The following is a 21,730-nucleotide window of genomic DNA, read 5'->3' on the forward strand; positions in this document are numbered from 1 at the left end:
CCTAGGCGTCGGTTTTCGCGTCTTCGGGCGTGTCTTGCGGAATCTCCACCCGCGCTTCACGCAGCAGTTCCGCCGCCCCTGTCAGGTGCCCGGCAACCGTGCGCAACAGGATCATCAGCACATTCGGGTCCGTCTCGATCACAGACCGGAATTCCTCCGCACCGATGCGCAGGAACTTCGTGTCCTCATGCGCAACCAGGTCAAGCTGGCGCGGCTCGTCCAGAATGACCGCAAGGTCCCCGATCAGCCGGCCCGGACCAACGGCGGTCACATCGTGCCAGTTGTCATCGTCGTCGCGGTACCCCATCATCGCATTGCCTGAGAGACACAGGTAGGCCGCATCAGGCCGCTCGCCCATGCCAAAGATGCGCTGGCCCTTTTTGGCCTTGTACCACTGGGCGGAGAACGCCAGCAGCCGCTGGCTGCGCGAATCCAGTTTACCAAAGAGGTCGGTGCGCGAAATCACCCGTATCTTGCGCCGCAAATCGTCCGATCCGCTGTCTTCGTTGTCGTTGGAGTCGGTGTGCTCCACCCCGTCGATCCGACCATTCTTGAGCTCCACGAACATGTCGTAGGCCGTCGGGTTCTCGAATTTGTCCTCCAGGAAGATCATCGTGGTGTTGGGCAGGAGATCCTGCAGCTTGGCGCGGGTGCGCTTGCGGCTTTCAGCATCATGGCTGGCCAGCACCGTGTCGAGGATCAGGATATCCGGGCGTTTGATCCCGGCCCGGCTGAAGGCGGCGCGCTCCTGGAAAATACTGGCCAGATTAGTCCCGCCCAACCCCGTTTTGATATCCAGAATCGTCTCGGCCACGGACCGTTTCAGGCCATGTTCGGACAGCACTTCGGCCACCAGATCCTCGATCAGCTCGCCCTGCACACCGGCAATCGCGGAAATCCGACCGTAAAGCGCGTTCTCCAGCAGCGTCAGCCGGGGCAGGTAGTTCTCCGGGGCAACCGGCACAAAAAGACCGCGTGTGCGCTCTCGCATCTCGTCGCTCTTGTTGCGGCGGATTTCGAGGATCTCCTGTTTGAAGCTTTCCGGAAAGCCCGGCCCGATCTGTTCCGCGGTAAAGGCAAAAGGCACGGTCAGAAGCAGGGCAAATTCTTCCTCGGTCAGCGCCTGGTCGCCCTTTTCCTGCCGCCGCGTCGCGATATCGACCATCCGCTCGTAAAGCTCTTCGTCGATACCCAAAGCGGTAAAGAGCGGGTGGCTGGTGCCATCCATGCCAAAAGTCTGGTGCAAGGTCTCGATAAGCGTTTGCGAGATCGCGATCCCTTGTTCCGCAAGGCCTAGTTCAGTGATCAGCGCCAGAAAATCCCGCTCTGCCGCAAGGCCCTGCTGGGAGATATCGCGTTTGGGGGAGGCAAACATCAGGTTGCCGCCCAGCGGGATAGACGGGTTGAATTCCTCCGGGTGGAACCGGTTCACAAAGCCGTCGAGACCGCGTTCCACGAGTTTCTGATAGACCTCTTCGCGCATGGCCACGATGGAGGCCGCCAGTTGCGTGTGCAATTCGGGATCCATGCGCGAATTCAGCATGCGGCGGAACATGAACTCATCAACGCCCATGGCCTCGACCAGCTGGAACCACCAGCCGCGGATTTCTTCGGCACTGTTGAGACCGGCAAGGCCGGGGTCGAGCCAGTCGGCCTTGGTGCTGTCGAGGCTGTTGCCAGACCGCTTTGCCTCAATGCCCGTCTTGTCCTTACGGTCCGGGTCCCACAAGACGGTTTTCGGGCTGGACCGCAGCGGCATCAACAGGTTGTCGGCCAGCGAGCCGTCAAAGAGATAGGGACGTGAATGTGCATATCCGATACGGGCCGAAATAACCGCCTGATGCAGTTGTGACAGCTCATGACCCGCCACCGTCACACTGCCACGGGTTGGCATGATCTCGCGGGTCAGCACCTCCGCCAGCGCCGTCCGTTCAACCTGGCTCGTCGACTGGATGGCAACGCGCGCACCCGCCGGAATTTCGAGATCGATGTTTTCGAGAACCGCGTTGCCATCGGAATTGCGCACGGTCACGTTCTTGACCGAAATCACTCCGTCAAGCCGGGGCACCTCTTTGGGCTCGCCTTCAAAGAGCGACTCGTCGATCATGTCCTTGGGCGCAAAACGCTCGGTCACGATTTCCCAGCGCAGGGACATGTCCTGCACCTGATTGTAATAGGTCAGCAGCTCTTTCCACGGGCTGGAGAGGTCCTTGTAGGCCGCCAGTGCAGCAACCAGCGCGCCCACGGTGATATCTCCGCGGATCGCCAGATAGCCCCCGGCGGAATAGAAGAAGAACGGCGTCAGCTGCGTGATGAAGTTGTTGAGAAACTTCATGAAGAATTTTTTCTGATAGATCTGGAAGCGGATCTCGAACAGCCGCCCCAGCCGTTCCGTGAAGGTCGCCAGACGGTAGCGCAGGCCCCCATTGGTGCGCAGATCGCCGATGCCCGCCGCTGTCTCGCCAATCTCTGAAGAGAAGCTGCGCACTTCGACAATGCGCTTTTTGTTCAGCTGGTTGATCTGGCGCTGCAGCATCGGGATGAGCCAGGCCTGCAGCGGGATCAGCGCCACACCGGCCAGGCCGAACCACACGCTCTGCGCAAAGAGGAAGATCACGATGATCAGCATCTGCCCGGCCTGGAAGACCGGCTGCGCCACAGCATCGCCCATCAGCCCGCCCATGGGCTCGGCCTCTGACGTCACCATCGACACCAGTTCGCCTTGCGAAGTCTTGCGGAAATAGGCACGTGGGAACCGCATCATTCGGTTGATCAACTTGTAACGGAACCGCCGCAACATGCGTTCCGCCAGCACGCCCTTCATCGTGTTCAGCCGCATTTTCAGCAGCCCGTGCACCAGCACCGCACCGAGATAGGCAAAACACAGCGCCATCAGGAACTGCGTCTGGGTCATGGTGGTCCCGAGCACCGTGACCGTGTCACTGGCCGCGCCGATGGCGTCGTTGATGATCCGCTTGGGCAATTCCAGCGTGGCGTAGAGAAAGGGGAAGGTAAAAAGCGTAAAGAACAGCAAAAAGAGCTGCTCCCGTTTGGAAAACTTCCAAATGAACGCAAAGAGTGAAGATTCCATGCAATGGCTTTCGGTATTGGGCTGACGGCGTATCCACCACGGGTGGCCGAGCGCAAAAACGTCGCTGTTCATGCAACTTAGGGCTCCGGTTTTGCCAATACAAGCGCTGCGATGATCAAGGCTTGTGCATATCTGAACGCTTGTGCCTTGCAGGCCTAGGGGCTGTTGGCTATTCGGGACGGGAGTTTTTTGAAGGGGAGACAGCCCATGACCAGCCAGCGTTTTGACAAATCAAGACTGCCCAGCCGCCACGTGACCGAAGGACCCGCGCGCGCACCGCACCGGTCCTACTACTACGCGATGGGCATGACGGACGCCGAAATTCACCAGCCTTTGGTTGGCGTGGCGACTTGCTGGAACGAGGCCGCGCCCTGCAACATCGCGCTGAACCGTCAGGCGCAAGCGGTGAAGATGGGTGTGAAACGCGAATACGGCACGCCCCGTGAGTTTACCACCATCACCGTGACTGACGGCATCGCCATGGGGCATGAGGGCATGCGCTCGTCGCTCGCGTCGCGGGAGGCGATTGCCGACACGGTGGAGTTGACGATGCGGGGCCATTGCTATGATGCCATCGTCGGACTGGCGGGCTGTGACAAGAGCCTGCCCGGCATGATGATGGCGATGATCCGTCTGAACGTGCCGTCGGTTTTTCTCTATGGCGGGTCGATCCTGCCGGGCCGCGCGCCGACCGGCGCTGCAATTCCCGAAGACTTTGCCAACCGCGACCTGACCGTACAAGACATGTTCGAAGCGGTGGGCCGCCAGCAAAGTGGCAGCCTGACGGAGGCCGAGCTTGAAGTTCTGGAACGCGTAGCCTGCCCCTCGGCCGGGGCCTGTGGCGGCCAGTTCACCGCCAATACGATGGCCTGCGTGTCAGAGGCCATTGGCCTTGCGCTGCCAAACTCCGCCGGGGCCCCCGCGCCCTATGAAAGCCGCGATGCCTATGCCGAAGCCTCCGGTGCAGCGGTCATGAACCTGATCGAAAAGAACATCCGCGCACGGGATATCGTGACCCGCAAGTCGTTGGAAAACGCCGCGCGCATCGTCGCCTGCACGGGCGGCTCGACCAACGCAGGGCTGCACCTGCCCGCGATGGCCCATGAGGCCGGGATCGACTTCTTCCTCGAAGACGTCTGCGAGATTTTCCGCGACACGCCCTATTTCGTCGATCTGAAACCCGGCGGCCAGTACGTGGCCAAGGATCTCTATGAGGCGGGTGGTGTGCCCGTTGTGATGAAAGAGCTGCGCAAGGCAGGGCTGATCCACGAGGATTGCATCACCGCCACCGGCTATTCCATTGGCGAGGAAATCGACAAGGTCACGCTGGAAGCGGACGGCCGCGTGATCTACCCGGTGGAAACACCTTTGTCGAAAACCGGCGGTGTCGTGGGCCTCAAGGGCAACCTTGCCCCCGAAGGCGCCATCGTGAAAATCGCGGGCATGGAGCCGCAGCACCTGCTGTTCACCGGCCCTGCGCGCGTTTTTGAGTGCGAACAGGATGCCTTCGAGGCTGTACAGAACCGTACCTATGAGGAAGGCGACGTCTTCGTGATCCGCAACGAAGGCCCCTCCGGCGGCCCCGGCATGCGTGAAATGCTGGCGACCACCGCGGCGCTCTCCGGTCAGGGCATGGGCAAGAAGGTAGCACTCATCACCGACGGGCGTTTTTCAGGTGCAACACGCGGGTTCTGCGTAGGCCACGTTGGTCCAGAAGCGGCCCATGGCGGCCCTATCGCCCTGCTGAAAGACGGCGACATGATCACGCTGAACGCCATCGAAGGCACCATTTCGGTGGATGTTTCCGACGATGAAATGGCGGAGCGCAAGGCGCAATGGACAGGCCCTCGCCCAACAATCTACGGGGCCGGCGCCTTGTGGAAATACGCCAAACTGGTCGGCCCGACCTACCTGGGGGCGGTAACGCACCCCGGCGCCAAGGAAGAAGGCCACGACTACATGGAGCTGTGATCCATATGACCTCTGCGCCGATTTGAGGCGCAGGGGTCAAGACTCTTCGCAGAATGCAACAATTGCGAAAAAAATCCATGTATTGTCCCGATTTCGTGGTTTATAAAAGCGCAACCGTTTCGTTAGATAAGGGTGGGCAGAGAAAACAGGGGCAACCACACAACCATGGGCAAAGGCGGAGACACGTTCTGGGACACTGCGATCTATCGGCGTGCGTTGCAACGCTGGGCGCTGTCGGCCCGTGAAGCGCGTACCGCGAAGCTGAGCATTCTACGCAAGCAACGCACCCGCGCCCGGCTGTTACGTACCCATCTTGATCGATTGATCCACACGGCAGAGGAAAGACTGGCCCTGCCGGTCGTCGGATCCAACAGCTTTCCCAAACCCCACAATGCCGATTGGGCATGGCGGCCCGAACTCTGGCGGGGGCCGCTGCCGATCCCGGGCCTGTCGTCGGTGCAGAACAAGTCAATGCTTGGCGATGAAGTGACTCTCTTTCACGACTGCGGTCGCCCCGAGATCACGCTGCGGCAAATCCGGAATACACGTCAGGAAGACCTGGCCCCCTACGGCCTGCGCATTGACGTCTTTCGGTTTGACGGCTCCTTCCTGTCGGCGGTCGTCGACCTGCCCGAGGGGGCCGTTGAAGGGCTCAAACGTACCCACATACTGCGCGTCAGCAGCATCATCGAAATGGAAAAACCCATCGAAATTTTCGTACGGCTGAACATACGCCACGGGCCAAATACCGAACAGATGGTGCGCGAGCTGCATATTGATGGCAAGGACGTCGAAATGGAATTCGACCTCGCCTACTGCAATCTGAACGAAAAGCGGATTGAGAAAGCATGGGTCGATTTCATTTTCGAAGGGCCGGAAATGAATCAGGTTACCCTGCGCGACCTGACCTTTTCACGCCGCCAGCGCGCGCAAGTCTAGGAGCGGAACGGATGAATCAGCTGGTCGTCACCAAAACCAGGCTTCAGAGCGGCATCTGGGAGGGACTTGTCACCGGTTCCGGCGATACGCCGCCCGTCCTGAGTGTGACGCATCTGGAAAATCCGTTGCCGGACGTGACCCTGACCGATGCCAAGGACGCCGGGGGGTGGCTGTTGCAAATTCCGGTACCCGTGGAAGCGATCGCCGATGGGATTCAGACAATTCTGATCACCGACACTGAAACCGGCGCCCGCCTCAACAGTTTTACCCTGATTGCCGGTGAGGCCTTGGGTGATGATTTGCGCGCGGAGGTCGACCTGTTACGCGCGGAGCTTGATATGCTCAAACGCGCTTTCAGGCGGCATTGCATCGAAACCGCATAAGAAAAACCCCGCCAGTCGAACTGGCGGGGTTTTTCGATGACCTTGGGATGCGCAGATTACTCTACGGGCACCAGCGCGTTGAGACCTTTGAGAATATCGATGGCATAGGCCAGTTGATAATCCTCTTCCCGCAGGGCCGCAGCGGCTTCGGCTTTTGCCCGATCCGCCTCGATCTGCTTGATCTCGTCTTCGGACAGGCTGTCATTGTTCAGGCTGCCGCGCAGGTCGGCTTCGGACCGCAGGCTACGAGGGGTGTCCTCGTCTTCCTCCGCTTCTGGTCTGTTGCGCGGCTGCTCGACAACGATGTCGGGTGACACGCCAAGGGCTTGGATCGAGCGACCAGACGGCGTGTAATAGCGCGCAGTCGTCAGGCGCATCGCACCTTCGCCCCGTAGTGGCATGACAGTTTGCACAGATCCTTTACCGAAACTCTTGGTCCCCACCACGATTGCGCGGCGATGATCCTGCAAGGCCCCTGCGACGATTTCCGAAGCCGAGGCCGAGCCACCGTTGATCAGCACCACAATCGGTTTGCCCTCGGCAAGATCGCCTTCGGTGGCATTATAGCGATCACCATCCTGAAGTTCGCGACCGCGCGTGCTGACGATTTCACCTTCGTTCAGGAACGCATCCGATACCCGGATCGCCTGTGTCAGCAAGCCGCCGGGGTTATTGCGTAAATCCACGACGATGCCATTGATCTTGTCGATCCCGCCCGCATCTTCGATCTGGTCTTTCAGTCCTGCTTCTAGGTTCGTGTAGGTCTGATCGTTGAAGGTCGTGACCCGCAAGACAACCGTATCGCCCTGGGTCCGGGTGCGTACCGCCGTCAGCTTGATCGTGTCGCGGATGATTGAGACATCGAACGGCTCGGTTTCGCCTTCCCGCACAATGGTAATCAGAATTTCCGACCCAACGGGTCCACGCATCATCTCGACAGCCTCATCAAGTGTCAGGCCCAATACGGAGTCTCCGTTGACGTGGGTGATGAAATCGCCTGCTTCTACCCCTGCCTCGTCGGCGGGTGTCCCATCGATGGGCGAGACGACTTTCACGAAGCCCTCTTCCTGCGTAACCTCGATACCGAGGCCGCCGAATTCACCGCGGGTCTGCACACGCATCGCCGCCGCATCGTCGGGTGAGAGATAGCTGGAGTGCGGGTCGAGCGAGGTCAGCATTCCGTCGATTGCGGCTTCAATCAACTCACCGGCCTCGACCTCTTCGACATATTGCGCGCGGATGCGTTCAAAAATGTCTCCGAAGAGATCCAGCTGTTCATACACGTTGCTGGACTTTGCTGTCTCCTGCGCCAACAGAGGACCTACAACCTGTGTCGTTGCGATGATGCCTGCGAGCGTGCCGCCCACTGCTGCCATGGCAAACTTTTTCATTTTTCTCTATCCATCCTTATCGGTTCGGAACCAGAGGCTCGGGTCCTCGGCTGCGTTCTGATGTCTTACTTCTATATAGAGCGTTTCTGACCGCTCTGCGCCAGTGTCATCACCATCTGTTGACAATTGGCGCCGGTTTTCAGCCGCAGCGTCGCCCATAAGCCCCAAAGGCGCCCCTGCGTCAATGACCTCTCCGGCGGTACCGTAAACAACATCCAAACCGGCAAGCACAAAGAGCACCTCGGCCTGTGGCTCCAGAATCACCACCTGCCCAAGGTCGAGCAGCGGCCCGGTGTAGCGGATCGTGGCGGCCACCGGGCTCATCACAATCGCCTCCGGACGGGTGGCCAGAATGATTCCCGGACGGGTGATTCCTGCGGCATCAGCCTCCCCGGCACCATGCAGCACGATGCCCTGAACCGGCAGGGGTAGATCACCCTTGTTGCCTGCCAATGTCACGGGTGCGACCTGCGTTTCATCCACGGCGACCCGCGCCAACCCTCTGGCAAAACTCTCCAGCGTCTCCGCCGAAGCAATCAGGATCGCTTCGCGAACCGGGTCCTGAGTGAACCTTGTGGGAAGCTCGGTGCGTTCGGCAATTGCCTGATTCAGGGACGTCCGCGCAGATTGAACTTCGTTGAGCCCCTTCGACAGCTCACCAGCTGCATCCGTCTGCATGGCACGCAGGATTTGAAGATCTTCCAGATCACGGCGCAGGTTGCTCGCCCGGGCATTCAACGCCGGTGTCATCTCCGCCAGCAACATCCCCGACCGTGCCGTGCCCGTTGGCCCGCCGGGATGCAGAAACGCAACTGGGGACTGCTGCGCCCCGATCCGCTGCAAGACGGCAAGCAAGGTGGCAATCTCTTCATCCCTGGCCTGCAATTGAGCGGTCAGTTGCGCCTCACGCACCGCAGCCTGACGCAAACCACTGCGCAGCGCCCCAAGCCCTTCCTCGAACGCCTGAATGGTCTGCGTGAGTGCGCGGACACGGTCACGGGCAGACTGCGCTGCCTCCAACTGCGCCGAGGCTGTCTGCAACATGGCCATCGCGGCACGGGCGCGATCAGCATTGTCCTGCTGCGCAGATGCCGTCGCGGGCCAGCAAAGAGCAATGATCAGCGCGGCCCATTTCATGTCAGCAAGCAAAGGCCTGTCATCTCGGGCGGCGGTGTGATCCCCATCAGGTGCAGCACGGTTGGTGCAAGATCGGCAAGCCGCCCCCCGGACAATTCGGCACCCTCGGGCGCGCCCACCACGGCCACCGGCACGGGGTTCAACGTGTGCGCCGTGTGGGGACCACCGGTTTCGGGATCAATCATCACATCGCAATTGCCGTGATCGGCAGTGACGATCATCGCACCGCCCACGGCCTCCAGTGCCTCAAGCGCCTGACCCAATCCCTGATCCACCGCTTCACAGGCCTTGATCGCCGCTTCGAGATCGCCGGTATGGCCGACCATATCGGGGTTGGCGTAGTTCACGACGATCAGGTCATAGCCGTCTTTGATGGCGCCCACCAATCCGGCCGTGACCTCGCCCGCCGACATCTCCGGCTGCAGGTCGTAGGTCGCCACATCCGGCGATTTCGGCATCTTGCGGTCTTCGCCGTCAAAAGACACCTCTTCGCCACCGTTCAGAAAGAAGGTCACATGCGGATACTTCTCCGTCTCGGCGAGGCGGAACTGCCGCAGACCCTTCTGCGCCACCCAATCGCCCAGCGTATTCACGATCTCGGGCTTGGGATACATCACCGACATGTATGCCGAATGCGCCTCCGAATACTGCGCCATGCCCATCAGCGCCGCCCAGTTTGGGCGATCACCGGTGGCAAAGGCATCGAAATCCGGATCGCCTATGGCAGCCATGATTTCCCGCGCCCGGTCGGCCCGGAAATTCAGACAAAAGACCGCATCGCCGTTCTGTGCCCCCGCATAACCATTTATCACGGTGGGCTCGATGAACTCATCTGTTTCCTCTCGGGCATAGGCCGCCGAAACCGCGGTTTGGGCATCAGCAGCTTTCGCGCCGTCACCTTTTACAATCGCTGCAAACGCCTTAGACACGCGGTCCCAGCGGTTGTCGCGATCCATCGCATAGTAGCGCCCGGTGACGGTCGCAATTCGAACCCGCTCCGGCAGCGCGGCTTGCAATGTCTCGAAAAACGCAGCGGCAGACTTGGGGCTCACATCCCGCCCATCGGTCAGTGCATGGATGACAACAGGCACGTCGGCCGCATCCAGCGCCCCGGCCGCAGCAATCATGTGGTTGAGATGACCGTGCACCCCGCCATCCGAGACAACGCCCATCAGATGCGCTGTCCCGCCGGTGCCATGCAATCGGGTGATAAAAGCCCTGAGCCGTGTGTTTTCAATAAAATTTCCTTCCTCGATGGCCAGATCAATCTGGCCGAGGTCCATGGCCACGACGCGCCCGGCCCCGATATTGGTATGCCCCACCTCGGAATTACCCATCTGGCCCTTTGGCAGACCCACATCCGGACCAAAGGTTGTCAGCGTCGCATGCGGACAGGTCGCCATGATGCGGTCCATCGTCGGCGTATCGGCGAGCAGCGGCGCATTGCCTTCGCGCCTGTCACTGATGCCCCACCCATCCAGAATGCATAAGACAACAGGTTTGGGCGCGCTCATCGGGTCTGTTCCTCAATTTGTTGCGCGCCTTTTACCCGCTGCGGCGCAAAGGGGGAACAGCTTTTGTCTTACCCTTGCGTTTTCACACACCGTCGAGGCAGGATAAACGATCAAAGCGATGTCAAATGGTCATCATCATTCCGGTCATCGGAAGTTTTCGACCAAGCAGTTTTAATGCTATCGCTGTCTTGTTCTTCATCCAGACTTTCTTTCTCACTGGTGCGCGCACCGCGGAATGCATCATAGATGATACTGATTGCAAGCGCGCCCAGGATAAGTGCAGAGGTCTGAACAAATGAACTCTGGTTAAGCGGCAGAGCAGATTTGAGCCCAGGGAACATCTCTTGCACTGCGGCCAAAAGCGTTGCAGTTGCGGCTCCGACAGCAAGTGCGGCGATTTGCGAGTTTTTAGGCATGATTGCGCCTTTCTTGGCAGCGTGCCCATCCGCATTTCCGCGTAGTAAGAGAATATGCTACGGTCAGGCACTGGTTAGATCCAGGTGGTCCGGTGATGAGATTTTGCAGTTGATTTTCCGGACCATGCCACCATACACGAATTTGCGTATACCCCCTATAGATATGTTAATTTGACGCAAAATGATTATTTTTTGAAATCTTCGTCACCATCACTAGTGTCAATTTTAGCGCATATATCCATATTTTGATTTATAACTGGTGGAGATTACATGGCTCATTTGATATCAATCACTTCAAAAAACCGCAATTGGCTGATACTTGAACAGAAATGAGCAGGAGTGATTCGATGGCACCAGCATCCGAAATGGATATGCCCAGGCACATAGCTTTCGCCCAACGCAAGGAAGAAGCCAACATGAGCGCTGCCGAGCTGTGTAGACGAGCTGATTTGAGCGCAAACACCTTGAAGCACTATATCTCCGGGAAAAAGGTGCGTGAAACGACGGTTCAGGCGCTGCACGAAGCGTTGGAGCAATACATCGCGGAGCAGGACGCTGTGAAATCGGGCTTTAGCGACGGTATCCACGAGCTTCCAGGTAACGGGCGAAAAGACCCGAGTTGGCACGAAGACCACGCGCTTGTGTCTCTTGCGCGGGCCTACGAGCATTTGAACCAGGCGATCGAGCAACGCATCGAGAACAAATTGCCGACCGATGAGACCTTCCTGAGAAGGCTGAAGCTTGAATTGCGGCGTTTCGATGCCTTTCTAAAACCGATTTAGGATTGTTTTCCAGCTACGTCAGCTTGCACGCCCTGCTCCGGTGTCAGCTGCGGGCGCAGCAGGGCCAGTGGATGTGCCTTGAGCGTTAGACGCGTCGCCACATAATCCTCGACCACCTCTTCCCCCAATGTCATTTCGGGCAACAGGGCCATGGGTTCATTGATCACTTCACCATCCAGATCGCTGGCAAAAAGCGGCAAGGTCCCGCCCGGCACGAGCGCCTTGGCCTCCCAGAGCGCTTCACGCCGTGCCAGCCCGATGTTCGCAAAGACATCTGCCTCCGCCAGCCGCACGATCTGTGAGGGGTCCAGCCCTGCCCGCCGCCAGACATCCTGCACTGTGCGGTAACCGTTTCCGCGCGCCGCCGTCAGCCATTCCGCGTCCTCTTCGCTCACCCCTTTGATCTGGCGAAACCCCAGCCTCAACGTCAGCCCGCCCTGCCCGTCAGGTTCTATCGTGTTGTCCCAAAAGCTGGCGTTGACACAGACGGGGCGCACCTCCACGCCATGTTCGCGGGCATCGCGGACGATCTGCGCGGGCGCATAGAATCCCATGGGTTGGGAATTCAGCAAGGCGCAGGCGAAAATCCCCGGATGGTGGCATTTGATCCAGCTCGAAGCATAGACCAGCAGCGCAAAGCTGGCCGCATGGCTTTCGGGAAACCCGTAGGACCCGAAACCTTCGATCTGGGAAAAACACCGTTCGGCAAAGTCGTCCTCATAGCCGTTGTGCTTCATCCCGCGCAGAAACAGGCTGCGGAATTCGCTGACATTGCCATGTTTCTTGAAGGTTGCCAGCGAGCGGCGGAGGCGATCTGCCTGATCGGGGGTAAAGCCCGCGCCAACGATGGCAATCTGCATCGCCTGCTCCTGAAAAAGCGGTACGCCCAGCGTTTTTCCCAACACCTCGCCCAGCGCGTCCGATGGGAAAGAGACCGCCTCCTCGCCGTTCCTGCGTCGGATGAAGGGGTGCACCATATCACCCTGAATGGGACCTGGTCGGATAATCGCCACCTCGATCACCAGATCGTAGAATTTGCGTGGTTTCATCCGCGGCAGGAAATTCATCTGCGCGCGGCTTTCCACCTGAAAGACGCCAATGCTGTCGGCCTTGCAGAGCATGTCGTAAACACGCGGGTCTTCGGGGGGCAGTGTGGCCAGGGTGTAGCTTGCGTTATGATACATCTGAAGCAGGTCAAACGCTTTGCGGATGCAGGTGAGCATACCCAGAGACAACACGTCGACCTTGAGAATGCCCAAGGCCTCGATGTCATCCTTGTCCCAGCAGATGACAGTGCGACCCTCCATCGTGGCATTCTCGATGGGCACCAGTTCGTCGAGCCGCCCCTCGGTAATCACGAACCCGCCCACGTGTTGAGAAAGATGCCGGGGGAAACCGTTGATTTCGTAAACCAGTTCCAGAGTCTGCTGCAGGCGGCGGTCGCGCGCATCCAGCCCGATTTCGGCCATGCGTTCGGCCTCGATCCCCTTGGTGGAGAAAAACCCCCAAAGCTGGGAGGAGAGCGCCGAGATCGTATCCTCGGTCAGGCCCATGGCGCGGCCCACCTCGCGGATCGCGCGTTTGCCTCGGTAGTGCACGACCGTTGCGCAAATGCCTGCGCGTTCCCGCCCGTAGCGTTCATAGATATGCTGGATCACCTCTTCGCGGCGTTCGTGCTCGAAATCCACGTCGATATCAGGCGGCTCGTCACGCGCCTCGGAGACGAAACGTTCAAAGACCATCGTGCCGATTTCCGGGCTGACAGAGGTGATGCCCATGCAGAAACAGACCACGGAATTGGCCGCCGACCCGCGCCCCTGACAGAGAATGTCGCGGGACCGGGCAAAGGCAACGATGTCGCGGACCGTCAGGAAATAGGGTTCGTATTTCAGCTTCCCGATCAGCGTCAGCTCGTGTTCGAGCAGCTTGTGCACCTTCTCAGGCGCCCCCTGCGGATAGCGCCAATCGAGACCCTCATAGGCAAGACGGCGCAGACGTTCGGACGGGGTTTCAGTTTCGGTGCCTTCCGATGGGTATTCGTAGCGCAACTCGTCCAGCGAAAACGTCAGGCTCTGCGACAGGGCATAGGCGCGGTCGACCGCCTCTTCGAACCCTGCAAAGAGCCGCCGCATCTCTGTCTCGGAGCGCAGGCGTGCCTCGCTGTTGGGCAATGCGTCACGGCCAAGCGCATCCACCCGGCAGCGGGACCGGATGGCGGTGACGACATCCGCCAGTTTGCGCCGGGCACCGTGGTGCATCAGCGGCGACGCGCTGGCCAGGGTTGGTATGTCCAGGGCTGCCGCCTGATCCGTAAGGCCCGCGAAATGATCAGCATCGCGGCCATCGTATTGGGGCACGAGACCGATGTGGAGTTTTCCGGCAAAGCGGCGCGTCAGCGTTCGTGCGGTTTGCACCCATCCATCCGCGCCGCCCGGTGAGTTTTGCGTTTGTGGCCAGAGGATCATTTGCAGCCCTGCCCCGCCTTTCAGCAGGTCCGCAAGCTGCAGATCGCAGGCACCTTTTTCCGCAGCCAATCGACCCTTGGACAACAAACGACACAGAACACCCCAGCCCGCCCGGCTTTCGGGCAGCACCGTCACCGGACAGGCATCGGTAAAGACAAGTTGGGTCGCCGGGATCAATCGGGGCCGGACAGAAAGGATGTTTTCCGACTGGCTCGGACCTTTTGGGGCATGCGGCCCCATGGGTCCATGCGCGGCTTCCCAAGCCTCACGCTCCTGCAGTTGCCGCGTGATGTCGCGGGCCTGCGCATGTGCCCGCACGATCCCGGCCACCGAGTTTTCATCGGCAATGGCAATCGCGGGCAGACCTAGAGCAGCGGCCCGTGACATGTATTCCTCCGGATGGGACGCCCCTTTGAGGAAGGAGAAATTCGAGGTGATATTGAGTTCGGCAAACATAGCAGGGCTGCAGTATATTCACCTTTTGTTCCTATTTGGAGTCTCTTTTGAAAGCGCATCATTCGGATCGATTGAAGCCACCTCTTCATGGCACACCCGTCGCAGCAAATACGCGGAAAAGGATACTGAATATGCCTAATTTCATTGCCTTAGAGACGGATATGGTCCGCACTCTTCAAAACGGTGGTCTGGACATCAACGGTCAAAAGCCACAGCGCAAAACCTCCACGGGTGCCGGCAACCCCTGCCGACACTGCCTCAAAGACGTGCCTGAGGGAGAGGAAATGTTGATTCTCGCACACCGCCCCTTTGACGGGGTGCATGCCTATGCCGAAACCGGGCCGATTTTCCTGTGCGCCAAACCCTGCGCGCGCGGCGGCAATTCGGCTGATCTGCCCACAATCCTGACGACATCACGGGACTACCTGGTGAAAGGCTATTCCGCAGATGAACATATCGTCTACGGCACGGGCGAAGTCGTTGCGACAACGGATATTCAGGCCAAGGTTGCCGATGTCTTCAACAACCCCGAGGTTGCGTTCATCCACGTCCGATCTGCACGCAACAACTGCTATCAGGCCCGAATTGAACGCGATTGACCTATGGGGGTTCGGATGGGCTTGCCCCACGCCACGGCTTTGGCCATAACGGCACGGCAAAGCCAGAGGACGCCTTTTCCATGCAGCAGCCGCCCGAAACCAAGATCGTCGAGAGTTTCCGCATCGCCTGTGACGGTGGTGAAGGTGCCTTGGGCCACCCGCGAGTCTGGTTGCAGATTCCCAAGGATGTCGGCTGGGTGGAATGTGGGTATTGCGACTGCAAATACGTGCATAAGGATTTTGCAGACAAGGTCTGAGACCCGCCTCAATCTTGCCATGCTGCGCCGTTAACACGGCGTGACGATTGGAGGGCATGATATGTCAGAGACAGCCATACGCAGTGCACCATTTTCCTGTGCAGCCATTGGGCTTGGCGCATCAGCATTGTTTCTTGCGTTGTTGATTGTCTATGCAGGCCCCTTCACGGCTCAGCCCGATATCGGCACGACAATCGGTGAGATTGCAGGAAACATGCGGGCTGCAGCACAACGCGCGGTGCAAGGCCTGCCCCAGCCCGAAGCGACCGTGGTTCAGCCCGCCTGGGATATCGACCGCATCCTCATGACCGCCGCGCCGTCGATTGGCGTTCTGGGTCTTCTGATGGCGATTACTGGCTTTATCCGCAAAGAGCCCAAACGCGCGGCAGCCTGTGGCCTCGCCATCAGCACCGGTGCAATCCTCGTTCAGGTCTTGCTGATCGCGGTGCTGATCATCGCCGGTGTCATGCTGCTGATCGGGATCATGCAGAATATGGACTCCATTCTCGGCTGATCCCGGGCACAACCCGATCCGGTTCTGGACTTCGGCGCGCGTGCACGCCATGAACGGTACATCGCGACATGGGGGCTGGACATATGGCATTTGGCAAAGGGCATCATCTTCATCTGATCGATGGATCGGCCTTCATTTTCCGCGCCTATCACGCGCTGCCGCCGCTGACGCGCAAATCCGACGGGCTGCCCATCGGGGCGGTGTCGGGCTTTTGCAACATGTTGCAGCGCTATGTGGAAACCAACACCGGCGATGATGCCCCGACCCATGTGGCGGTGATCTTCGACAAAGGCAGCCATACTTTCCGCAACGAGATGTACGACCAATACAAGGCCAATCGCGAGGCGATGCCCGAAGACCTGCGCCCGCAGATCCCGTTGACCCGCCGCGCGACCATTGCCTTCAACATCGCCTGCGAGGAAAAAGAGGGCTTTGAGGCCGATGACATCATCGCCACGCTGGCCGTACAGGCGCGCGCGGCGGGCGGGCGCTGCACCATCATCAGCTCTGACAAGGACCTGATGCAACTGGTGGGCGACGGGGTCGAGATGCTCGATGCGATGAAGAACAAGCGCATCGACCGGGACGGCGTCTTTGAGAAGTTCGGCGTCTACCCTGACCGCGTGGTGGACGTGCAGGCGCTCGCTGGTGACAGCGTCGACAATGTGCCCGGCGCGCCGGGGATCGGCGTCAAGACCGCCGCCTTGCTGATCAACGAGTACGGTGATCTCGATGCGCTCTTGGAACGCGCCGAAGAGATCAAACAGCCCAAACGCCGCCAGACCCTGATCGACCACGCCGAGCAGATTCGCCTCTCCCGCAAGCTGGTGCTGTTGGACGAAAACACCCCGCTCGATTTCACACTCGACGATCTGGAGGTGCGCACACCGGACCCCGACCAGCTGATGCCGTTCCTCGCGGAGATGGAATTCCGCACGCTCACCAAACGCATCGCCGAGAAGCTGGATGTCGAGCCGCCGGAGATCGACGACACGCCGGCCTCCGCTCCGGAAGCGCCTGAGATCGAAGAGGTGCCGTTTGACCGTGCGGGCTATGCCAAGGTGGGCACCGCAGAGGAGCTGCAGGCCTGGATCGACCAGATTTATGAGCGCGGCTATGTGGCCGTCGACACCGAGACAACGGGGCTGAATGAGATGACAGCCGATCTGGTGGGGATTTCGCTCTGCGTCGAACCGGGGCAGGCCTGCTATGTGCCGCTCATTCACAAAAAGGACAGTGGAGACGGCCTTTTCGGCTCCGACGATCTGGCCGAGGGGCAATTGCCCGTGGATGAGGCGCTGGAGATGCTGAAACCAGTGCTGGAGGATCCTTCGATCCTCAAGATCGGGCAGAACATGAAGTACGATCTGAAGATCTTTGCCCAGCATGGCATCACCGTCGCCCCCATCGACGACACCATGCTGATGTCCTACGCGATGCACGGCGGGCTGCACAATCACGGCATGGACACGCTGTCGGAGCGCTATCTCAACCACACGCCGATCCCGATCAAACCTCTGCTGGGCTCGGGCAAATCCGCGATCACCTTCGACAAGGTGCCTCTGGAGGATGCGGTGCCCTATGCCGCCGAAGACGCCGACATTACCCTGCGGCTCTGGCAGCAGTTCAAGCCCTCGCTGCACCGCACCCAGGTCACCCGCGTCTACGAAACGCTCGAACGGCCCCTGGTGCCGGTGCTGGCGCAGATGGAGCGGACCGGCATCAAGGTGGACCGCGACACGCTCAGCCGCATGTCGAACGCCTTCAGCCAGAGCATGGCGGGGCTGGAGGCCGAAATTCACGAGCTGGCAGGTCGCAGCTTTAACGTCGGCAGTCCCAAGCAGTTGGGCGAGATTCTCTTTGACGAGATGTCACTGCCCGGCGGGAAGAAAGGCAAGACCGGCGCCTATGCGACCGGCGCGGATGTGCTCGAAGACCTCGCGACCGAGCATGAATTGCCCGCCCGCGTTCTGGACTGGCGGCAGCTTTCCAAGCTGAAATCGACCTACACCGATGCGCTACAAGATCATATCAATGCAGACACGGGCCGTGTGCACACGTCTTATTCCATTGCCGGGGCCTCGACCGGACGGCTCGCCTCCACCGATCCAAACCTGCAAAACATCCCAATCCGCACCGAGGAAGGCCGCCGCATCCGTGAGGCCTTTGTCGCTGAGGAGGGCAAGACATTGGTCGCCCTCGACTACAGCCAGATCGAACTGCGCATTCTTGCCCATATCGCCGATATCGACGCGCTGAAAGAGGCGTTCAAACGCGGCGATGACATCCACGCCATGACCGCCTCGGAGATGTTCGACGTGCCCATGGACGAGATGACCCCCGAAATCCGCCGCCGCGCCAAGGCGATCAATTTCGGCGTGATCTACGGCATCTCGGGCTTTGGTCTGGCCCGCAACCTGCGCATCCCGCGCAGCGAGGCGCAGGAGTTCATCAACCGCTATTTCGAACGTTTCCCCGGCATCCGCACCTACATGGATGACACCAAGGCCTTCGCGAAAGAGCACGGCTATGTACAGACGCTCTTTGGCCGCCGCATCCACACGCCCAACATCGGCGCAAAGGGCCCGCATGCAGGGTTCGCCGCCCGCGCAGCAATCAACGCGCCCATTCAGGGGACCGCCGCCGACGTGATCCGCCGCGCCATGGTGCGGATGCCCGCCGCCATCGAACAGCTGCCTGCCAAGATGCTACTGCAGGTGCATGACGAACTGCTCTTCGAGGTGGAAGAAGGCGCCGAAGACGACCTGATCAAAGTGGCCCGGGATATCATGGAAGCGGCCTGCGACCCGGTGGTAAAACTCGATGTGCAGCTCAGCGTCGATGCAGGGCAAGGCGCCAACTGGGCCGTCGCGCACTAAGGCGGCGACCCTCCCACACCGGGTGCCGCTGGTCCGCCCGGCGGGCACCGCCGGGCAGCGCCCGCCCCCCTTCGATGGGGGAAAGGGCGCTCCCTCAACTCCAGATACCCGCGGTGCAGAATTGCAGAGCCTCCGTGCTTAAACCTGCGTTTGCGTGTCCTGCCGGACCAACCGCGCCACAAGGCGGCGGGTGATGGGCGCCACAACCAGAACCGTGGGGAAGGCCACGGCCCAGCTGGGCAGCCAATTCGTCATCCACAAAGCGACAAACCCGTCGATCCAGCCCACGGTGCGGACCGAGGCAATGCCGGAGACGATGAAAGACATCAACCCCGACAGGATCAGGCCAAAAAGAACATGTTGGTAGCGGGCTGGGATCATCAGGCTCTCCATTGCAGGACGCCCGACCATAGACCTATCCCTGTGGTTTGACACGTGCAGCCACGCACAGACGGCCCGCTACCAGCGCAGCTTGTCGAGATTGTGCCGATGCACCTGCGGCGCCGCAGTAGGATCACTACCCACACCCACCCATCCATCATAGGCGATGTCCATCAGACCCGTCGAAAGCGCCTCCAGATCAGCAGACCCACCCGGCGCGTCGGAAACCTGCACCTGCCGGATCAGCTTGGCGTGGGTTTCCAGCACCTCGACCGGATCACCGTGCATCACCTCCGCTTCGTAGCTGTCGAACTGCAGGCCCACATTGGGCGCATCAACCTCGCTCAGGATCTCAGCCGCGAGGTCGTAGCTGTTCAGAAAGGAGCCGGGCAGGTCGCCCGCATTGGCCGGGCTGATGGTGAGCAGCAGACCTTCCGGTGCGGCCTCCGCCGCTGCTTGCAGGTTCTCGATCAGGGTCTGCCGCGCCGCATCCCCCTCGGCCACGCCGGGCAAAAGCTGCAGCACTGGCGTGCGCAGCGCCGCGCAATAGCGTATCGCCCGCCGCAGATCATACTTGAACCGGTCCGCCGCCTCCGGCACGGCCGCAAATCCACGCGCACCACCCGTGTAGTTTGGAGGCGGTGCCGCCATCAGCACCATCGAAAGCCCCGCGCGCAGCAGGGCGCGCTGCGTCTCCTTTGCGGGCATTTCATACGGGAAGAGCACCTCGACCCCATCAAATCCTGCCTCCGCCGCCACCTCGAAACGATCGAGATAGGGCAGGTCAGGCCAGAGCGCGCTCAGGTTGGCAGCAAACTTCATGTAATGATCCGGTGTCAGCTTTCAGGCGCGACCGTAGAACGCCGCCCGCGACACCGCAAACCGCTTTCGCCTCACAGCAATTCCGCGCTTGGAATGATCGGGAAGAAAGTGCCTTTCGACCACACCCCGAACCAATCGTCGTGATGCACGCCCAGATCCACCAACCGGTAGAAGCTCTTGCGATCAATCAGCGCTTCAATCTCGGCACGTATACGAATGTAAGGCGATGGCTCACCGGTCTCCGGGTCACGCACCACCCGGATGGGCAGATCCGCGCTCGCCACTGCCTTGTCCTCCACCTGGGTCTCAAAGGTCAGCACCTGATCCTCGCCCGTACCGCTGGCCTCGAAATCCACCGCCACGAAAGGCGCATCATCCACGGTGATCCCCACCTTCTCCACCGGGGTCACCAGGAAGTATTTCTCCCCTTCCTTCTTGAGAATCGATGAGAAGAGTTTCACCAATCCGGGCCGCCCAATCGGCGTGCCCTGATAAAACCACGTCCCGTCCCGCGCGATGCGCATGTCCAGATCCCCGCAAAACGGCGGGTTCCAGAGATGCACGGGCGGCAATCCGCGTGTTTTTGCGGCAGTTAACGATGCCGCAAGACTTTCTGCCGACGGTGTCACGGTTTTTTGTCCACTCATTGCTTTTGCCATTTCCCATGCGCACGTTAGAGTTACATTCGAACATATAATTCTTTGGAGCACGTTGTCATGAGCGAAGCAGAAGACATGGTCGCGGAGATCGAAGCCCTTGGCACGCGGCTGGGTGAGGCCAAGGCGTCAATCACCAAACGCTTCATCGGGCAGGAACGCGTGGTGGAGCTGACGCTCGCGGCACTGCTGTGCGGCGGGCATGGGCTTCTGATCGGTCTGCCGGGCCTCGGCAAGACACGGCTCGTTGAAACGCTATCGACCGTGATGGGTCTGCATGGCAACCGCGTGCAGTTCACGCCGGACCTGATGCCGGCGGATATTCTGGGCTCGGAGGTGTTGGATACGGCGGCCGATGGCTCCCGCGCATTCCGCTTCATTCAGGGGCCGATTTTCTGCCAGTTGCTGATGGCGGATGAGATCAACCGCGCCTCGCCTCGGACGCAATCGGCGCTGTTACAGGCGATGCAGGAGAAAACAGTCACGGTGGCAGGCGAAAACCGCACGCTGGGCGTGCCTTTCCACGTGCTGGCCACGCAGAACCCGATTGAACAGGAAGGCACCTATCCGCTGCCCGAAGCGCAGCTGGACCGCTTCCTTGTGCAGATCGATGTGGCCTATCCGGATCGCGATACCGAACGCGATATCCTGCTGGCCACCACCGGGGATGCCGAGGAAGAATCGACCGAGGTCTTTACAGCCGCCCAGCTTCTGGAGGCGCAGCGGTTGTTGCGGCGAATGCCGGTCGGCGAAAGCGTGGTCGAGATGATCCTCGATCTGGTCCGCGCCTTCCGCCCCGAGGAAGAAGGCGCCTCGCAACAGGTTCGGGAGACCGTCGCCTGGGGGCCGGGCCCTCGTGCGGCACAGGCGCTGATGCTGACCGTCCGTGCCCGCGCGCTGCTGCAGGGTCGTCTGGCGCCGTCCGCTGAGGATGTGCTCGACATGGCGCGCCCAGTGCTCAGCCACCGGATGGCGCTCAACTTCGCGGCGCGGGCGCGAGGTGACAGCCTCGCAGGTCTCATCGACACAACCGCTGCGGAACTGGCCGGGGCGAAGGCCGCCGCGTGACCCCAACAA

18 protein-coding genes are annotated in these 21,730 nt (G+C 60.2%); 9 read left to right on the forward strand and 9 right to left on the reverse strand.

Features of this window, described 5'->3' with window-relative positions:
• Position 1 precedes the first annotated feature (1 nt).
• The gene (locus Q1A52_RS03990; RefSeq protein WP_300012164.1) at positions 2-3,091 is read right to left on the reverse strand and encodes an ABC transporter transmembrane domain-containing protein; all 3,090 of its coding nucleotides are present in this window, start codon (positions 3,089-3,091) and stop codon (positions 2-4) included.
• Between the two features lie 207 nt (positions 3,092-3,298).
• Between Q1A52_RS03990 and ilvD the strand changes: the two genes are divergently transcribed.
• From ilvD to Q1A52_RS04005, 3 genes are all read left to right on the forward strand, one after another.
• Complete coding sequence (gene ilvD / locus Q1A52_RS03995) at positions 3,299-5,062, forward strand: dihydroxy-acid dehydratase (RefSeq protein ID WP_300011171.1); 1,764 nt, start codon at positions 3,299-3,301, stop codon at positions 5,060-5,062.
• Between the two features lie 165 nt (positions 5,063-5,227).
• The gene (locus Q1A52_RS04000; RefSeq protein WP_300011174.1) at positions 5,228-6,001 is read left to right on the forward strand and encodes a DUF6478 family protein; all 774 of its coding nucleotides are present in this window, start codon (positions 5,228-5,230) and stop codon (positions 5,999-6,001) included.
• 11 nt (positions 6,002-6,012) lie between these two features.
• The gene (locus Q1A52_RS04005; RefSeq protein WP_299780183.1) at positions 6,013-6,384 is read left to right on the forward strand and encodes a hypothetical protein; all 372 of its coding nucleotides are present in this window, start codon (positions 6,013-6,015) and stop codon (positions 6,382-6,384) included.
• A 56-nt stretch (positions 6,385-6,440) separates the two neighbouring features.
• Here the strand turns inward: Q1A52_RS04005 and Q1A52_RS04010 are convergent, their stop codons facing one another.
• The 4 genes from Q1A52_RS04010 to Q1A52_RS04025 all read right to left on the reverse strand — a co-directional run bounded on the left by Q1A52_RS04010 (position 6,441) and on the right by Q1A52_RS04025 (position 10,842).
• A complete protein-coding gene (locus Q1A52_RS04010) occupies positions 6,441-7,775 on the reverse strand; it encodes a S41 family peptidase (RefSeq protein ID WP_299780181.1) in 1,335 nt (444 codons plus the stop codon).
• A gap of 6 nt (positions 7,776-7,781) precedes the next feature.
• Positions 7,782-8,912, reverse strand: a complete 1,131-nt coding sequence (locus Q1A52_RS04015; protein WP_300011177.1) for a peptidase M23 — start codon at positions 8,910-8,912, stop codon at positions 7,782-7,784.
• Positions 8,909-10,426 (reverse strand): 2,3-bisphosphoglycerate-independent phosphoglycerate mutase, encoded by a 1,518-nt coding sequence (gene gpmI, locus Q1A52_RS04020; protein ID WP_300011180.1) that lies wholly within the window; start codon positions 10,424-10,426, stop codon positions 8,909-8,911. Before gpmI ends, Q1A52_RS04015 begins: the two co-directional genes overlap by 4 nt.
• A 110-nt stretch (positions 10,427-10,536) precedes the next feature.
• The gene (locus Q1A52_RS04025) at positions 10,537-10,842 is read right to left on the reverse strand and encodes a hypothetical protein (RefSeq protein WP_299825594.1); all 306 of its coding nucleotides are present in this window, start codon (positions 10,840-10,842) and stop codon (positions 10,537-10,539) included.
• A gap of 347 nt (positions 10,843-11,189) precedes the next feature.
• Here Q1A52_RS04025 and Q1A52_RS04030 point away from each other — a divergent pair, with 347 nt between their 5' ends.
• The gene (locus Q1A52_RS04030; protein WP_300011184.1) at positions 11,190-11,624 is read left to right on the forward strand and encodes a helix-turn-helix transcriptional regulator; all 435 of its coding nucleotides are present in this window, start codon (positions 11,190-11,192) and stop codon (positions 11,622-11,624) included.
• On the opposite strand, the gene Q1A52_RS04035 is transcribed toward Q1A52_RS04030, so the two are convergent.
• The gene (locus Q1A52_RS04035; protein WP_300011187.1) at positions 11,621-14,545 is read right to left on the reverse strand and encodes an error-prone DNA polymerase; all 2,925 of its coding nucleotides are present in this window, start codon (positions 14,543-14,545) and stop codon (positions 11,621-11,623) included. The two genes, Q1A52_RS04030 and Q1A52_RS04035, sit on opposite strands and share 4 nt — an antisense overlap.
• A 131-nt stretch (positions 14,546-14,676) precedes the next feature.
• Between Q1A52_RS04035 and Q1A52_RS04040 the strand changes: the two genes are divergently transcribed.
• The 4 genes from Q1A52_RS04040 (at position 14,677) to polA (ending at position 18,794) form a co-directional block, all read left to right on the forward strand.
• Positions 14,677-15,144, forward strand: a complete 468-nt coding sequence (locus Q1A52_RS04040) for a DUF1203 domain-containing protein (protein ID WP_300011190.1) — start codon at positions 14,677-14,679, stop codon at positions 15,142-15,144.
• An 80-nt stretch (positions 15,145-15,224) separates the two neighbouring features.
• Positions 15,225-15,401, forward strand: a complete 177-nt coding sequence (locus tag Q1A52_RS04045) for a zinc-finger domain-containing protein (RefSeq protein WP_300012167.1) — start codon at positions 15,225-15,227, stop codon at positions 15,399-15,401.
• Between the two features lie 61 nt (positions 15,402-15,462).
• Positions 15,463-15,915 carry a hypothetical protein gene (locus Q1A52_RS04050; RefSeq protein ID WP_300011193.1) on the forward strand — a complete coding sequence of 151 codons (453 nt, stop codon included), beginning with the start codon at positions 15,463-15,465 and terminating at the stop codon, positions 15,913-15,915.
• An 83-nt stretch (positions 15,916-15,998) separates the two neighbouring features.
• Positions 15,999-18,794, forward strand: coding sequence for a DNA polymerase I (polA, locus tag Q1A52_RS04055; protein WP_300011196.1), 2,796 nt, complete (start codon positions 15,999-16,001; stop codon positions 18,792-18,794).
• A 138-nt stretch (positions 18,795-18,932) separates the two neighbouring features.
• Here the strand turns inward: polA and Q1A52_RS04060 are convergent, their stop codons facing one another.
• The 3 genes from Q1A52_RS04060 to Q1A52_RS04070 all read right to left on the reverse strand — a co-directional run bounded on the left by Q1A52_RS04060 (position 18,933) and on the right by Q1A52_RS04070 (position 20,644).
• The gene (locus Q1A52_RS04060; protein ID WP_300011199.1) at positions 18,933-19,175 is read right to left on the reverse strand and encodes a DUF2798 domain-containing protein; all 243 of its coding nucleotides are present in this window, start codon (positions 19,173-19,175) and stop codon (positions 18,933-18,935) included.
• Between the two features lie 78 nt (positions 19,176-19,253).
• Positions 19,254-19,997: a TIM barrel protein gene (locus tag Q1A52_RS04065; protein WP_300011202.1), complete on the reverse strand. Its 744-nt coding sequence runs from the start codon at positions 19,995-19,997 to the stop codon at positions 19,254-19,256.
• A gap of 71 nt (positions 19,998-20,068) precedes the next feature.
• Positions 20,069-20,644 carry a DUF1285 domain-containing protein gene (locus Q1A52_RS04070; RefSeq protein ID WP_300011206.1) on the reverse strand — a complete coding sequence of 192 codons (576 nt, stop codon included), beginning with the start codon at positions 20,642-20,644 and terminating at the stop codon, positions 20,069-20,071.
• 69 nt (positions 20,645-20,713) lie between these two features.
• Here Q1A52_RS04070 and Q1A52_RS04075 point away from each other — a divergent pair, with 69 nt between their 5' ends.
• The gene (locus tag Q1A52_RS04075) at positions 20,714-21,721 is read left to right on the forward strand and encodes a MoxR family ATPase (protein ID WP_300011209.1); all 1,008 of its coding nucleotides are present in this window, start codon (positions 20,714-20,716) and stop codon (positions 21,719-21,721) included.
• Positions 21,722-21,730: the final 9 nt, after the last annotated feature.

Source organism: uncultured Roseobacter sp. (assembly GCF_947488185.1).
Lineage (GTDB): Bacteria > Pseudomonadota > Alphaproteobacteria > Rhodobacterales > Rhodobacteraceae > Roseobacter.